General features: G+C 62.2%; 11 protein-coding genes. 5 read left to right on the plus strand and 6 right to left on the minus strand.

What is annotated here, in order from left to right:
* Positions 1–56: 56 nt before the first annotated feature.
* Genes U0029_RS01365 through fdnG form a run of 3 tightly spaced genes read right to left on the minus strand, consistent with a single transcriptional unit; the run spans position 57 to position 4,674 of the window.
* Complete coding sequence (locus tag U0029_RS01365; RefSeq protein WP_012418782.1) at positions 57–704, minus strand: formate dehydrogenase subunit gamma; 648 nt, start codon at positions 702–704, stop codon at positions 57–59.
* Positions 697–1,596 carry a formate dehydrogenase subunit beta gene (gene fdxH, locus U0029_RS01370; protein WP_012418781.1) on the minus strand — a complete coding sequence of 300 codons (900 nt, stop codon included), beginning with the start codon at positions 1,594–1,596 and terminating at the stop codon, positions 697–699. Before fdxH ends, U0029_RS01365 begins: the two co-directional genes overlap by 8 nt.
* 9 nt (positions 1,597–1,605) lie before the next feature.
* Positions 1,606–4,674 carry a formate dehydrogenase-N subunit alpha gene (fdnG, locus tag U0029_RS01375; RefSeq protein WP_147294787.1) on the minus strand — a complete coding sequence of 1,023 codons (3,069 nt, stop codon included), beginning with the start codon at positions 4,672–4,674 and terminating at the stop codon, positions 1,606–1,608.
* Positions 4,675–4,940: 266 nt separating this feature from the next.
* On the opposite strand from fdnG, the gene U0029_RS01380 reads away from it, so the two are divergent.
* Both U0029_RS01380 and U0029_RS01385 read left to right on the plus strand, forming a co-directional pair.
* Positions 4,941–6,362, plus strand: a complete 1,422-nt coding sequence (locus tag U0029_RS01380; RefSeq protein ID WP_012418779.1) for a DUF1254 domain-containing protein — start codon at positions 4,941–4,943, stop codon at positions 6,360–6,362.
* Positions 6,363–6,403: 41 nt separating this feature from the next.
* The gene (locus tag U0029_RS01385) at positions 6,404–6,904 is read left to right on the plus strand and encodes an acyl-CoA thioesterase (RefSeq protein ID WP_012418778.1); all 501 of its coding nucleotides are present in this window, start codon (positions 6,404–6,406) and stop codon (positions 6,902–6,904) included.
* Here U0029_RS01385 and U0029_RS01390 read toward each other — a convergent pair.
* Genes U0029_RS01390 through U0029_RS01400 form a run of 3 tightly spaced genes read right to left on the minus strand, consistent with a single transcriptional unit; the run spans position 6,873 to position 9,639 of the window.
* Positions 6,873–7,862, minus strand: coding sequence for a sterol desaturase family protein (locus U0029_RS01390; RefSeq protein WP_012418777.1), 990 nt, complete (start codon positions 7,860–7,862; stop codon positions 6,873–6,875). The genes U0029_RS01385 and U0029_RS01390 overlap by 32 nt on opposite strands.
* A gap of 6 nt (positions 7,863–7,868) precedes the next feature.
* On the minus strand, positions 7,869–8,657 hold the full coding sequence (locus U0029_RS01395; RefSeq protein ID WP_162790356.1) for a polysaccharide deacetylase family protein: 789 nt from the start codon (positions 8,655–8,657) through the stop codon (positions 7,869–7,871).
* Positions 8,641–9,639, minus strand: coding sequence for a YVTN family beta-propeller repeat protein (locus tag U0029_RS01400; protein WP_114852145.1), 999 nt, complete (start codon positions 9,637–9,639; stop codon positions 8,641–8,643). The genes U0029_RS01395 and U0029_RS01400 overlap by 17 nt, the downstream gene beginning before the upstream one ends.
* Before the next feature lie 314 nt (positions 9,640–9,953).
* Here U0029_RS01400 and U0029_RS01405 point away from each other — a divergent pair, with 314 nt between their 5' ends.
* The 3 genes from U0029_RS01405 (at position 9,954) to U0029_RS01415 (ending at position 14,059) form a co-directional block, all read left to right on the plus strand.
* On the plus strand, positions 9,954–10,469 hold the full coding sequence (locus U0029_RS01405) for a sigma-70 family RNA polymerase sigma factor (protein WP_012418774.1): 516 nt from the start codon (positions 9,954–9,956) through the stop codon (positions 10,467–10,469).
* The gene (locus tag U0029_RS01410) at positions 10,466–11,389 is read left to right on the plus strand and encodes a DUF4880 domain-containing protein (RefSeq protein WP_114852146.1); all 924 of its coding nucleotides are present in this window, start codon (positions 10,466–10,468) and stop codon (positions 11,387–11,389) included. The genes U0029_RS01405 and U0029_RS01410 overlap by 4 nt, the downstream gene beginning before the upstream one ends.
* A gap of 102 nt (positions 11,390–11,491) precedes the next feature.
* On the plus strand, positions 11,492–14,059 hold the full coding sequence (locus tag U0029_RS01415) for a TonB-dependent hemoglobin/transferrin/lactoferrin family receptor (protein ID WP_370510826.1): 2,568 nt from the start codon (positions 11,492–11,494) through the stop codon (positions 14,057–14,059).
* Positions 14,060–14,115 lie beyond the last annotated feature (56 nt).

Here is a 14,115-nt window from a genome sequence, read left to right on the forward strand (position 1 = left end):
GGCTGCGTTACGCCAAAAGGCGCATCGCAGCCGTGGGGGTTCGCCTGTGGGCGGGATTATTCGCCGCCAGGCGAATCTTTGCGAACCGAACGGAACCAGGCACGGTGATGCTTCCAGGCCCAGCCCCAGGTCACGGTGCCGCGCACCATGGCCTGGATCGAGCCCTTGACCCAGATCGCTGCGTAAATATGCACAATAATCGCGCAAATCAGCACAAAAGCAAGAACGGCGTGCAGCAGCGAGGCGGCCCGGACGGCCCAGATCGGGAAATAGATCGCGAAATAGGCCCGCCACATGACGATGCCGGTCAGCACCAGACCCAGCATGCAGAGGATAAGCACATAAAACAGCAGTTTCTGGCCCGCGTTGTATTTGCCGACTTCCGGTAGATTTTCTTCCCGGTTGTTGACGACATCATTGATCTGGCGCAGCCATTGGATGTCCGTCTTCGTCATGATGTTGTGCCGCCACATTTGCGCGGCAAAGACGAAGAAGCTGACAAACATCACGACCCCGATGAAAGGGTGCAGGATGCGGGTCCAGGGGCCGCCGCCCAGGAGGGCGTAAAGCCAGGAGAAGGCCGGATGAAAGAGCGCCAGGCCGGAGAGGGCGAGCAAAATGAAGGTGATGACGATCACCCAATGGTTGCTGCGCTCGCCAGCCGTGTAGCGCTGGATCTTCCTGGGGTGATGGGGATCAGCCATGACGGGCCTCCTCTTCAGCCTTGCGTTCGTCTTCTTCGTGGGTTTCGTTGGGACCAACCCGGATGTAATGGAAGAAACCGGCCAGCGCGGTCAGCGCCATCGCGGCCACGCCCAGGGGCTTGGCGATGCCCTTCCAGAATGAGACCATGGGGCTGATCTTCGGGTCTGCTGGCAAGCCATGATAGAGCTGCGGTTGGTCGGCATGGTGCAGCACATACATGACGTGCGTGCCGCCCACCCCCTGCGGATCGTAGAGCCCCGCATGCTCGAAACCGCGTGACTTGAGGTCTTCGATCCGCTCGGCCGCCTGCTGCTTCATGTCTTCCTTGGTGCCGAACTCGATAGCGCCGGTGGGACAGGTTTTCACACAGGCAGGCTCCTGGCCGACCGCCACGCGATCCGAACACAGCGTGCACTTATAGGCCTTGTGGTCTTTCTGCGAGATGCGCGGCACGTTGAACGGACAGCCGGTGATGCAGTAGCCGCAGCCAATACAGTTTTCTTCGTGAAAATCCACGATGCCGTTGTTGTATTGGATGATGGCGCCTGGCGAGGGGCAGGCCTTCAGGCAGCCGGGGTCCTCGCAGTGCATGCAGCCGTCCTTGCGGATCAGCCACTCCAGATCGCCTTTTTCGTTCTCGTATTCCGAGAACCGCATGACGGTCCAGGAGTGCTCGGTGAGGTCGGCCGGGTTGTCATAGACCCCCACGTTGACGCCGACCTCATCGCGCAGGTCGTTCCATTCCATGCAGGCGACCTGGCAGGCTTTACAGCCTATGCACTTGGAGACGTCGATCAGCTTGGCCACGCTGCCGGTCGAGGGCTCGCGCACGCCGGGCGGCGGCGTGGTGGTGGCGGAGCGCCGTTTGATGTCCAGTGATTGCATTGACATATATCGCTCCTATGCCTTCTCGACCTTGACCAGGAAGGACTTGAACTCGGGTGTCTGACTATTGGCGTCACCGACGAAAGGCGTCAGCGTGTTGGTCAGAAAGCCCGGTTTCGTAATCCCCACAAAGCCCCAGTGGATGGGAATACCCACATGGTGCACGGTGCGGCCTTCGATGGTCAGCGCCTTGATGCGCTTGGTGACGAGCGCCACCGCCTTGATGTAGCCCCGGTTGGACGAAACCTTCACACGTGAACCATTCGCTATGCCCAGTTCCTTGGCCAGCGCCTCGCCGATTTCGACGAATTGCTCGGGTTGCAGGATGGCGTTCAGGCGCACGTTCTTGGTCCAGTAATGGAAGTGCTCCGTCAGGCGATAGGTGGTGGCCACATGCGGGAAATTCTCCGTCTTGCCCATGGCCTCCAGGTCCGACTTGAACACGCGCGCGGCCGGATTGCTGACGGCCAGCGGCTGCTTGGGATGCAACGGGTTGTAGCCCAGCGGGTTCTCGAAGGGCTCGTAATGCTCGGGGAAGGGGCCTTCGGCCAAGCCGGCGCGGGCGAAAAAGCGCGCCACACCCTCCGGGTTCATGATGAAGGGCCCCATGCCGCCCGCCGGGTTCTCGTCGGCCTTGAAGTCCGGGATATCGGCGCCGCCCCAGCGCTTGCCATCCCAGGCAATAAGGCTGCGGCGCGGATCGAAGGGCTTGCCTTCCACGTCGCAAGAGGCGCGGTTGTAGAGGATGCGGCGGTTGGCCGGCCAGGCCCAGGCCCAGTTCAGCGTTTGGCCGATGCCGGTCGGATCGCTGTTGTCGCGCCGGGCCATCTGATTGCCGGCCTCGGTCCAGCCGCCCGCGAAGATCCAGCAGCCGCTCAAGGTGCTGCCGTCGTCGCGCAACTCGGCAAATCCGGCGAGCTGCTCGCCTGCCTTACGCGTGACGCGGGACGGGTCCTTGGGATCGGTGAGGTCTTTCAGGGCGCGGCCGCAGTACTCCTTGGCCAGTTCAACGGCCGTGGGGCTTTCCGGATTGGAGTAAGGCCATGACAGGTTGACGATGGGGTCGGGATAGGCCCCGCCTTCCTTGCGGTAAAGCTCACGCATGCGCGTAAAGAGATCAGACATGATCTCAATATCGCTGCGGGCCTCGCCCGGTGGCTCCGCGCCCTTCCAGTGCCATTGCAGCCAGCGGCCCGAGTTCACCAGTGCGCCTTCTTCCTCGGCAAAACAGGTGGTGGGCAGACGGAATACTTCGGTCTGGATCGAGGCGGTGTCGACGTCGTTTTGCTCGCCCACATTACGCCAGAACTCCGAGGTTTCGGTGCTCAGCGGGTCCATGATGACCATGAACTTGAGCTTGGAGAAAGCGGCGGTCAGCTTGGCCTTGTTGGGGGCGGCGGCCAGGGGATTGAAACCCTGGCAGATGTAGCCGTTCACCTTGCCCTGGTTCATCAGCTCATACGTTTGCAGCATGTCGTAGAGCTTGTCCAGCTTGGGCAGGTAATCGTAGGCCCAGTTATTGTCGGCCGTGGCGGCGTCGCCCCACCAGGCCTTCATGAGGCTGACGTGGAACTTCTTGTAATTCTGCCAATAGCTCAATTGATTGGGACGCAGGGGCTTTTGCGCGCGCACATCGATGTACTTGCCGAAGTCCTGCTCGCCCTCGCTGGGCAGCGTCATATAACCCGGCAAGAGGTTGGACATCAGCCCCAGATCGGTCAGGCCCTGGATGTTGGAGTGACCGCGCAAGGCGTTCATGCCGCCGCCGGCCACGCCGATATTGCCCAGCAGCAGTTGCAGCATCGCGCCGGTACGGATGATTTGCGAGCCGATGGAATGCTGCGTCCAGCCCAGCGCGTAGAGAATGGTTGTCGCGCGGTCAGGGGTGGCTGTCGAAGCTAGCGTTTCGCAAACATACAGGAACTTGTCTTGCGGCGTGCCACAGACGCGCTCGACCAATTCCGGTGTGTAGCGCGCGTAATGTTTCTTGAGCAGCTGATAGACCGAACGCGGGTGTTGCAGCGTCGGGTCGGTTTTGACGTAGCCGTCCTCGCCCCGTTCGTAGTCCCAGGACGCCTTGTCATAGCTGCGCTTCTCGGGGTTGTAGCCCGAGTAGATGCCGTCATTGAAGGCGAAATCCTCGCGGACGATGAACGAGAAGTCGGTGTAATTACGCACGTACTCGTGCTGGATTTTGTCGTTTTCCAGCAGGTAGTGGATGACGCCGCCCAAAAAGACGATGTCGCTTCCGGTGCGTATGGGCGCGTAGAAATCGGCCACGGATGCCGAGCGCGTAAAGCGCGGGTCCACGACCAGCAGTTTTGCCTTGTTATGCGCTTTTGCTTCCGTGACCCATTTGAACCCGCAAGGGTGGGCCTCGGCGGCATTACCGCCCATGATCAGCACTACATCCGCGTTCTTGATGTCGACCCAATGGTTCGTCATCGCTCCACGGCCAAACGTCGGGGCAAGACCTGCCACCGTCGGGCCGTGTCAGACACGAGCTTGGTTGTCGAAGGGCAGCATTCCCATGCTGCGCACAACTTTATGCGTGATGTAACCGACTTCGTTGCTGCTGGCCGAAGCGGCGAGCATGCCGGTGGTGAGCCAGCGGTTGACGGTCTTGCCGTCGGCCGTTTTCTGGACGAAATTGGCGTCGCGGTCATCCTTCATGAGCTTGGCGATGCGGCTCATCGCTTGATCCCAGGAGATGCGTTCCCACTTGTCCGAACCCGGTGCGCGGTATTCAGGGTATTTGAGGCGGTTGGGGCTATGGATGAAGTCGATCAGCCCAGCCCCTTTGGGACAGAGCGTCCCCCGGTTGACGGGGTGGTCGGCGTCGCCCTCGATGTGGACAATGCTGGCCTTGGCGTTTTTGGCGCCGTCGCCCAGCCCGTACATCAAGATGCCACAGGCAACGGAACAGTAGGGACAGGTGTTGCGCGTTTCTTTCATGCGCGCCAGTTTGTATTGGCGCACCTCGGCCATCGCCGTGCCGGGCGCTGCGCCCAACATGATCAGGCTGGAGCCAGCCAACGTAGACCCTGTCACCTTGAAGAATTGACGGCGATTCATGTGTGTCATGAAGCACTCTCCCTTCTGGGTGGAGGAAAGTGACGCCTCTTTTGTTGCCGTCGCGGCAAATTCCGACTGGCGTCACAGCTTCCGAGAGTATAGGCCCGCACCTTGACCGATATCAATTTCCTGCTGTTCAAGGACGGATATAGATCAAGAAAGCGGCGTATTCACAGATTTTGTCTTGACTGGGCGCTGCTACCATGGTTTTTGTACCGCCCTTCGGTTTTTTTTCGAGAATGGGAGGGATTCACGATCGATTTCTGGAGCGCCTCATGCGCCATCTGCGCCGCTTGACGGCGGCTGTTCTGTCCCTGTCAACGCTTTTCGCTGTGTCGCCCGGCTTCGCCCAGGGGCTGGCCGCGCCTGCGGTATCTCCGGCCGCGGCGGAGCTTCAGCGTGCAGCCGTCGATGCCTATGTTTATCTATACCCTCTGATTTCCATGGATTTGGCGCGGCGTCAGGCCGTGTCGCCCAAAACGGAGGGCCAGCCTGGGCATGCCCAGGTCAATCGCTTCTGGATGCAGCGTGGCGATGCGCCGGGCGGTCTTTGGCCGCATGCCGACATGCTGCGCATGAGCGCCTGGCTGGACTTGAATACCGGTCCGGTGGTGATTTCCCTGCCGCCGACTCAGGGACGGTTCTACAGCTTGACGCTGCATGATCTGTGGGGGGATGCCTTCGCGGTATTAGGCAAGCGCAGCACCGGCACGGGCCGGGGCAATTATGCGGTCGTGCCGCCGGGATGGACGGCGCCATTGCCGCCTGCCATGCAGCGCGTCGAGGCGCCGACCAGCCAGGTCTGGGTGCAGGGGCTGTTGCAGGCGGGTGCCGATAGCGCGGCCCTGCAAGAGGGCTTCATCCTGACGCCTTTGCAGGACTGGAATCGTGGCAGCCAGGCGATGCAGGTCCGGTCAGACCCGGGTCTGGACACGGTGACGCCGGTAGCGCAGCAGATCGCCAAGATGCCGGCCGATGTGTTTTTCACTTATGGCGCCGAGTTGTTGCGCAAGCATCCGCCACGTGTCGGCGATCAAGCCATGCTGGCGCGTTTGCGGCGGGTGGGCATCTTCCCCGGCCAACAGCTCGTTTTCGGCAAGCTCGACAATCCCGTGCAGCAGGCCTTGCGCCGTGCCGCCCGGGAGACACCGGCCTATCTGGATGCGCTCAATGCTGCTGCTGAACGTGGCTGGGTGGCCGAGCGCGAGGCGATGGGGGCCTATGGCAGCGCCTATTTGAAGCGTGCCCGCATGGCGCGTCTGCAACCGGGGGCCGAACTGCCTGAAGAGGTGCTGACCCTGCGTCTGACCACGGATGCCGACGGCTCGCCGGTTCTGCCTGGCTCGCGTTACGTCTTGCGTTTTGAGGCCGATGCGCTGCCGCCGGGCGATGCCTTCTGGACGCTTGCGGCCTATGACGGCCAGGGTCAGCCATTGAGCAATCCCTATCGACGTTACAGCCTGGGTGACCGCGATCCCCTGCATTACAACGCCGACGGTTCGCTGGATCTGTTTTTACAGAGCGAGCCGCCGGGAGAGCTAGACCGGGCCAATTGGCTGCCTTTGTCCGGTGAGGCGGTGAATCTGCTGCTGCGCCTCTACCTGCCGTCGGCCGAGGCGCTGGATGGGCGCTGGAATCCGCCTTTGCTGCGCGTGGTGCCGCCCAGCGGCGTCCGAGAGGACGCACCACCGCAATAGGCGGGGTACGATAGCTGTTTTCGGCCACCTGCCAGACAATTATGGAAGACGCTTTCAGCCACCAGCTTTCGATGACCATCCTGATGACGCCCGATATGGCGAATTTTTCAGGCAATGTGCACGGCGGCACGATTCTCAAATATCTGGATCAGGTGGCCTATGCCTGCGCCAGCCGTTATGCGGGCCAGTATGTCGTGACGCTGTCGGTGGATCAGGTGGTGTTCCGTGAACCCATCCATGTCGGCGAAATGGTGACTTTCCTGGCTTCTGTCAACTTCACGGGCCGCACCTCGATGGAGGTCGGCATCAAGGTGGTGACTGAAGACATCCGGCGCAAGCTGGTGCGGCACACCAACAGTTGTTATTTCACGATGGTGGCGGTGGATGAGCACGGCCAGTCCATCGCCGTGCCTCCCCTGACGCCGGTCACGCTTGAAGAGCGTCAGCGTTTCGAGGCGGCGCGGCAGCGCCGCGCCCTACGTCAGGAAATGGAAAAGCGCCATGACGCCATCAAGAAACAGGCGCACGATCCGAACGCTTAGGCCTGAGTGCCTTGATCATGCGTTTCATGCCTAGCCGCTGCTGGGCCCAGAAACCCCGTCCGTAATCCTGTCCGCCGGCTTCCGGCAATTGGTCGTGAATGCCGGTGGGGCCGTAATCGCCGTCAAAGCGCGCGGAGCGAAACAGGATGTCCCAGATAGGAAACAGGGCGGCGAAGTTGTAGCCGCCGGCCGGCCCTGGCGATGAAGCATCGTAAGCGATGGAATGGTGCTGGCGGTGAAAGCGCGGTCCCACGACGAGGCGCGAGCCCAGCCAGCCGAAGCCGGCGCGCAGATTGGCATGCGACAGGCTTTCGGTGAGCTGGGTGATGGCCACGATGGCGACGAACTGGGCTGGCGGCACACCAATTAATTGCGACACGAGCACGATCACCACGTCGCGCAGCATGTCGTCGAGCAGATGGTTGCGGTTATCGCTCCAGAGGGTCATCTGCCGCTGGCTGTGATGCAGCGAGTGCAGCGCCCAGAGCCAGCTAAAGCGGTGCTGGGCCCGGTGATACAGATAATCGACCAGATCGAAGATCAGCAGATACATCAGCAGGCTGATCCATGGCCCATCGGTCACGCCGGGCCAGATCTGATCGAGCTGAAAGGTCGCCAGCCCCCAGGTGTGCAGACTGCCGAACACGCTGTCCCACAAGGGGTCGATCGTGAAAAAAAGCGCGATGCGGAACAGGCCCAGCCGGTGCACTAGGGTGTAAAGCACATCCACCATTACCTGCTGGCGGTCCCGCACGGCTTCGACCGGGCGCCAGCGCTCCAGGCTGCCAAAGAACACCACCATGATCGCAAGCTGGATCAGGCCCACCAGCAGCCACATCGTGCCGTCATAGGCGTCTTCGATGATGCTGGCCATGCCCAGATGAAAAAGCAGGGGTTGAACGACTGTTTCGAACAGCCATTCCTGACATTGAGAAAACAGTTGGCTGAAGGTATCCATGACAAATCAATGATGCGTGGCGATCCACTCGCGATAGGCGGGATGGGTGTCGAGCGTGGCGAAACAGAAGCCCTTGGCTTTCAGACCTGTGATCAGGGGTTCGAGCACGGCCGGAGCCCAGGGGTCTTGGCGTGACCAGATGCCGAGGTGCGCCAGCAGAATATCGCCGGGCCTGATGCGGCGCAATGCCTGATCCAGCAGGGCTGCATTCGGGTATTTTTCGCTGGGCAGTTCGTCGCCCAGAAAGCCGGCGTCGGCCCAGCCGACGTGCGCATAACCGCAGGTCTTGGCCGCCGCCAGCAGGGCGGGCGAGGTCTTGCCGCCGGGCGCACGGTAAAGCGGCAGCAGGGTTTTGCCGGTCATCTCCTGGAAGCGCTGCGCCGAACGCCGGATCTCGGCGCAATATTGCGCGGCGGTCCAGGTTTGGGTTTTATCCGCATCGGGGCCGGCGCTGGGCCGCACGCGGAACTTGCCTTCGGGCTGGTCCCCGCGCCAATACACGTGGTCGTAAGTGTGAGAGCCGAAGACATGACCTTCGGCGGCTCGGGCTTGCCACCATGGAGCCCATTGCGCATCCAGGCTGCCACCGCCGGCCAGGGTGCGTTCATTGGCCAGAAAAAACGTGGCATGCACGCCCTGGCGCTTGAGTACGTCGGCGATCAGGTCGGCCACGCCCATGTGGCCGGTGTCGAAAGTCAGGTAAACCGGCTTGTCGCACGGGGCGGCCTGGACTTGAGCAGCGAAGGCGGCGGCCAGCAGGCCCGCCGCCAGCAGGCGTTCAGCGCGCCGGCGCATGGTTCAGCGTCCAGACGCCATGAGGGGACTTACCCACGCGGACCTGTTTGCTGACCGTTTTCTTCTCGAGATCGATGACCGTCAGCTTGCCGGCCCAGCGCGAGGTGACATACAGCAGCTTGCCGTCTTTGGACACATCCATGCAGTCCGGTCCGCCGGGGGCGGGGAAGGTGTCGGTGATTTCCAGCGCGCGCATGTCGATACGGCTGATGGAGTTCGCGCCGCGGTTGCTGACAAACAGGTGGCGGCCGTCGCCCTGAGCACGAAACGCATGCGCGCCATTGGCGGTCTTGATGCGCTTGATCAGTTTGGCCGGCTTGGATGTCAGATCGTAGGCCTCGACGTAGCTGTCGCCCGTCAGGGCCACCAGCAGGGTCTTGTCATCGCCGGTGATGAACAGATCGGCGGGCGTCTTGCCTACTGGGATGGTCCACAGCGGTTGTTGCGTGGCCAGGTCAATCGCCATGATCTGGTCGCTGTCTTGCAGGGAGATATAAGTGACCTTGCTTTTGCTGTCGATGGCGATGTGGCTGGGTGTTTTCCCGGCCGGCACACGCTTGGCCAGTTTCAGGTCAAAGCCCTTGCCCTGGCCCAGCGGTTTGTATTCGTAGATATCGACATGATCCAGGCGGTTGGCGGCTGTCACGAACCACTTCATGTCGGGCGAAAAGCGCAAATGATAGGGGTCGACGATGCCGGTCATCGTGCGCTGCACGTCGCCGGTGCGCGGGTCCAGCAAGGTGATGGTGTCGCTCAGCGCATTGGCCACCATGAGCGATTGCTCATCCGGCGTCAGGTAGATGTGATGCGGTTCTTTGCCCGTCGGCACACGGCGCAGCTCGGTGTAGGTGACAGGATCGATGATGCTGACATTGGCATTGAGCGAATTCAACACAAAGATCGGCGGGGCGGCAAGCGCCGAAAGACTGAGCGCCACCCCCGCGCTCGCCAGAGCGCAGCGGATCAGATGCAGGGGAGTCAAAGTGTGGCAATACCTAAAAAGATCAACGGCGGCGGCGGCCGACGCCTCGTCATTTTGGCATAGCGGACCTATAAGCTAAGACACGTCTTAGCCTTTCGGGAACGCTTGTTGCAGACCTGCAACAAGTGTCCAAAAGCCTTGTATTTCAGGCCTCTGCGCATCTGCTTGCCGGTCGTGCTGCGTCGTGCTTGCGCCGTTGCCTGACCTCGCCTGAGCCTGTCACTGGCTGGCGGCTGTTGTCGAAGAGAAGTGTAAAAACTGATTGCAGTTTCGTGTGCATTTAATAGAATGAGACTGATTTTCATTTATATTTCTTGCAAAAAGTGTTCTCTGCTTCCCAGGACGATGTCCATCGCTTCTATGCTGATCATCACGGCTGGCTGAATGGCTGGCTGCGCAAAAAGCTGGGCAATAGCTTTGACGCGGCGGACCTGGCCCAGGACACCTTTGTGCGCGTGCTGCGTCATCGCCGCGAACTGCCTGGTGTGCGCGAGCCCCGGGCCTATCTGGTCACGATCGCCGGGCGTTTGCTGCTCAATCACTACCGTCGCCGCTCGCTGGAGCGCGCCTACGAAGAGGCGCTGGCGGTCATGCCGCTCGAGAGCGCACCCTCGCCCGAGCAACGCCTGTTGATCTTTGAAGCGCTGGATCAGATCGATACGCTGCTGTCTGCTCTGCCCCTCAAGACCCGCAGGGCTTTTTTGCTGGCCCAGGTTGAGCAGCTGCCCTATGCCGAGATCGCCGAGCAATTGCAGATTTCGGTACGTACGGTACAGCGGCACATCCTGCGTGCTTATGAGCAATGCATTCTGGTGATGGATGCGTCATGAGCGCAGCCGGCGTCTTGGATCGCCGCGTGGCCCGTGAGGCCGCGCGCTGGCTGATGCATCTTGCTTCGGGGCAGGCCAGTGCCGATGATGCGGCAGCGTGTGAGCGCTGGCGCGCCAGCGACACGCGGCACGAGCAGGCCTGGCAACATGCTCAGCGCGTCAACGATTTGCTGGGTGGCCTGCCCCCCCAGTTGTTGCACGCCACGCTGGGGCGGCCGGCCCACAAAACCCGCCGGCTCGCGCTCAAAGCCATGGCCGGGATGGCCCTGGGGACGCCTGCCGCATGGGCAGCCTGGCGCGGGGGCAGAGAGACCGGGCTGTTGGCCGACTACCGCAGCGCGCCCGGAGAGCGGCGCGACATTGTCTTGCCGGGAGGCACTTTCGTGAGCTTGAACAGCGGTTCGGCCCTGGATCTGAGCGATGACGGTGCGGTGCTGCGAGCCGGGGAGGTCTATGTGCGTGCCGGTCTGCGCTGTGTCGCCCATGCGCCGCAGGGCCAGGTGACGGCCAGCCATGCGCGCTACGCCTTACGCCTGGATGCCGAGGGCTGCCGGATCGAAGTCTATGAAGGCCAGGTGCAAGTCCGGCCGGCGCTGGGCGTGGCCGCTACGCTGGCTGCGCCGCAAGCGGCCTGCTTCGATGCGTATACCGTGCGCCTCAGATCCGCCGCGCTCGAGTCCGAGCCTGCCTGGCTGCGCGGCGTGCTGCACGTCAACGCGATGCCGCTGGCCACCTTCGCGGCCGAACTCGGCCGCTATCGGCGCGGTCTTGTGCGTTGCGCCCAGGCTGTTGCCGCGCTGCCTGTGTCCGGCACTTTCCAGCTCGACAATACCGAGGGCATTCTGCGCGCGCTGCCGGCGCTGCTGCCGGTGAGCGTGCGCAGCCGCACGCCGTATTGGATCGTCATCGATAAAACGTAAATGATTCCTGTTACTAAATAGATTCGTAAAAACTGTCCGGTTCGATGAGAACGTGGGTCATTGGAAGCAATCGCAACGCCTCCCCTCGACCGGAAAGCTCTCATGGCACTTGCACGTCCCCTCACCGCATCCTTTTCGTCTGTTCTCACGCAGCGGCTCGCCCGCGCGACGGCGCTGACCTCCCTGGCGCTGTGCATGAGTCTGCCTGCGATGGCGCAGCATAGCGCGCCTCAAACCTATCAAATCGCAGCCATGTCATTGACCGAGGCGCTTGCCCGCTATGCCGATCAGGCCGGTATTTCAGTGCTGTATGAACCCGCCGCCGTGGCCGGTCTGGACAGTCCGGGTCTGACGGGCCGCTACACCCCCGAACAGGCGCTGTCTCGTCTGTTGGCCGGCACATCGCTGGTGGCCAGCCGGCAGGGCGACAACACCTATGTGTTGCGCCCGGCGGGCAGCGTGTCACAGTTGGCGCCGGTCAAGGTCGAGACCGTCGGTCCGCGTCCGGAGCCCGCCTGGACCACCATCACCACGCGCGCGGCGCTGGATTCGGTGATGGCCTACGACTGGACCGATGTCGGCAAACGCATCGAGCCGGGCGTGACCTTCAACCGCCAGAACAACAGCATCAATATCCGTGGCCTGGACCAGGACCGCGTGCTGACCCGCATCGACGGCATCCGCCTGCCCTATCTGGATGATGGCGCGCGCGGTGTGAAGGGCGGCCTGGAAACCGTGGATTTCAATACCCTGTCGCGTCTGGACATCGTGCGCGGTTCCGACTCCACCAAGGGCGGCTCGGGCGCCTTGGGCGGCATGGCCGAACTGCGCACGCTGGACCCCTCGGATCTGCTGCGTCCTGAGCGCGATTTCGGGGCGCTTGCCAAGCTGGACTATGACTCTGCCGACAGCAGCCGGGGCGCCAACGCAGCGCTGGCCGGCCGCATCGATGACAACACGACATGGTTGATTCAGGCGGGCGCGCGCGGCGGTCATGCGTTGGGCAACCGCGCCGACGTGGGCGCTTATGGCCCCCGGCGCAGCGAACCCACGCCCGAGACGTTCTCGCAGCAGAACTTTCTGGCCAAGTTGCAGCAAAAGGTCGATGGCGGCCACCGCTTCGGCCTGACCGGCGAGTACTTCAAGCGCGAAGGCAAGCTGGACAATATGTACGACCAGGGCCCCGGCACCAATTATCTGTACGGCGAAAACAGCACCAAAAAAACAACAAAGCGCGAGCGCGTATCGCTGGATTACCAGTACAACGCGCCGACACCCGGAGGCCTGATCGACAGCGCCACGGCTGCCCTCTATTGGCAGCGCGTCACGCTGGACAATGATCTGTCTGCGCGGCGCGGGGTGGATGCCCGCGCCAACATCAGGCCAGGCGATCCTTTCCGTTACGGCTTTCCGTCGGGCGCCTACGGCCGCAGCAACTCCATCCAGGAATCGCTCTTCGGCGTGACCGGCGAGATCAGCCGCCGCTTTGATGGCGCGATTGCGCAACGCGTGACCTTGGGCGGGGAATGGATGGGCAGCCGCACGCAGCAGTACTCGGATGGCTACGACAACTGCCCGACGATTGCCCCCAATCTGCCAGCCCCCTTTGGCCCTCGGGCCTGCGATCTGCTGCATAGCAATCAGGCCGACATGCCGCGCGTAAAGGGCAGCCAGTTCGCTTTCTGGGGCCAGGATGAATTCAGCTTTGACGATGGCCGTTATACCCTGACACCGTCCTTGCGTTACGACCATTACGAACAAAAACCGCAGTCCAGCGCGGGCTACGACAGCAACCCCAATTCCAAGGGTATTTTGCCGCCGGCCTCCTCGGGCGGCCGCTTCTCGCCTAAGCTGTTGGGCACCTGGAAAGCGCAGGAGCAGGTCACGCTCTACGCGCAATACGCCTATGGCTACCGAGCGCCCAGCGCCAGCGAGCTTTATACCAACTACGGCGGGGCAGGCACCTATCTGCGCTTGGGCAATCCCAACCTCAAACCCGAAACCAGCAAAGGCTGGGAGTTGGGTTCCAGACTCGGCAATGAGGATCTGGGCGGCGCTCTGTCTTTGTTTGATAACCGCTATCAGAACTTCATCGACAAGAATATCCCCATTACCGCCGCCTCTGCGCAATGGCAGCCGGGCTGGGCCGGACAGTACCCCTTGGGCGTGACGGGCACTGTCAACCGAGCCCGCGTGCGCATCTACGGCGCCGAGGCCTCCGCCCACTGGAAGTTCGCGCCCAACTGGCGCACCTGGGGTTCGGTGGCCTGGGCTGTGGGCAAAGATCAGAGCACCGGCCAATATCTGAACTCGGTTCCCTCGCTCAAGACGGTGTTGGGCGTGGGTTACGCCCGCGATCAATGGGGGGTGGACGCCATGCTCACTGCAGCGCGCAAACATGACAAAGTGCAGAATCCCAGCGCTACCCCTGCCGCGCCCTACCCTGATTTTCAGGCGCCCGGCTACGGCGTCGTTGATCTGATGGCCTACTGGCGTCCTGCCGCCGTCAAGGGGGTGCAGGTACAGTTGGGGGTGTTCAATCTGTTCGATAAAAAGTACTGGGAGTCGATCAACGTACCTACGGCGGGGGGCACAGCGATCCCGCGCCCGGTAGACTGGTATACCGAACCTGGCCGCAGCGTGCGCCTGTCCCTGACCTATCAATACTAGCCCCCCCTCCGCGCGGGCGGGGCAGGGTCCCGCCGCCGGACTTTGGAGAAAACAGC

The organism is Bordetella avium (assembly GCF_034424645.1).
Classification (GTDB): Bacteria; Pseudomonadota; Gammaproteobacteria; order Burkholderiales; family Burkholderiaceae_B; genus Bordetella; species Bordetella avium.

Coding starts and splice junctions, on each gene's coding strand:
- U0029_RS01365 (WP_012418782.1), bottom strand. CDS start 704: ATGGCTGATCCCCATCACCCCAGGAAGATCCAGCGCTACACGGCTGGC.
- U0029_RS01390 (WP_012418777.1), bottom strand. CDS start 7,862: ATGGATACCTTCAGCCAACTGTTTTCTCAATGTCAGGAATGGCTGTTC.
- U0029_RS01415 (WP_370510826.1), top strand. CDS start 11,492: ATGGCACTTGCACGTCCCCTCACCGCATCCTTTTCGTCTGTTCTCACG.
- U0029_RS01385 (WP_012418778.1), top strand. CDS start 6,404: ATGGAAGACGCTTTCAGCCACCAGCTTTCGATGACCATCCTGATGACG.
- U0029_RS01410 (WP_114852146.1), top strand. CDS start 10,466: ATGAGCGCAGCCGGCGTCTTGGATCGCCGCGTGGCCCGTGAGGCCGCG.
- U0029_RS01395 (WP_162790356.1), bottom strand. CDS start 8,657: ATGCGCCGGCGCGCTGAACGCCTGCTGGCGGCGGGCCTGCTGGCCGCC.
- fdxH (WP_012418781.1), bottom strand. CDS start 1,596: ATGTCAATGCAATCACTGGACATCAAACGGCGCTCCGCCACCACCACG.
- U0029_RS01380 (WP_012418779.1), top strand. CDS start 4,941: ATGCGCCATCTGCGCCGCTTGACGGCGGCTGTTCTGTCCCTGTCAACG.